The following is a 390-nucleotide window of genomic DNA, read 5'->3' as shown; positions in this document are numbered from 1 at the left end:
CCGCTTACGTCCTGCCATGTCTTTCAGTGTCCCTTCCAGCCCTTCCAGGGCCAACAAGGACTCTAAAACCAAGCGGCCCTATTCACCGGGGACAGGCCAACACGATGTCGCGGTCGACGAGGTCACGGTAGACGCTGTCGTCGCCGCTGATGAATGACTCATAGAGCCTGCGCAGGGCGGCCTCGTTGGGATGGATTTCTGTCATGACGCGTCTCTTTCCGGTGAGTGTGGTCGAAAGTCAGCTCGGGGGCGGACCACATGGGGAACCGCGGTGACGTTGATGTGGTAGGTCTAGGTCGCGTCTCCCAATAGTGTTTGTCGATCGGCCTGCTGTGTGGGGCCGATCGGGCATCATGTTCGCCGTGGTGACGGTGGTGGGTGATCGGTATC

Annotated in this window: 1 protein-coding gene; it reads right to left on the bottom strand. The window is 60.0% G+C overall.

The annotated features are described in order from the left end of the window. Positions 1 to 82 precede the first annotated feature (82 nt). Positions 83 to 205, bottom strand: coding sequence for a hypothetical protein (locus tag IG65_RS39640; protein ID WP_255359503.1), 123 nt, complete (start codon positions 203 to 205; stop codon positions 83 to 85). Between the last annotated feature and the right edge of the window lie 185 nt (positions 206 to 390).

The sequence above is a fragment of the Nocardia sp. NRRL WC-3656 genome, from assembly GCF_000720265.1.
GTDB classification, from domain to species: Bacteria; Actinomycetota; Actinomycetes; order Mycobacteriales; family Mycobacteriaceae; genus Nocardia; species Nocardia nova.
The sequence above is the reverse complement of the archived record's forward strand: the minus strand, read 5'-3'. Positions and strand labels throughout refer to the sequence as shown.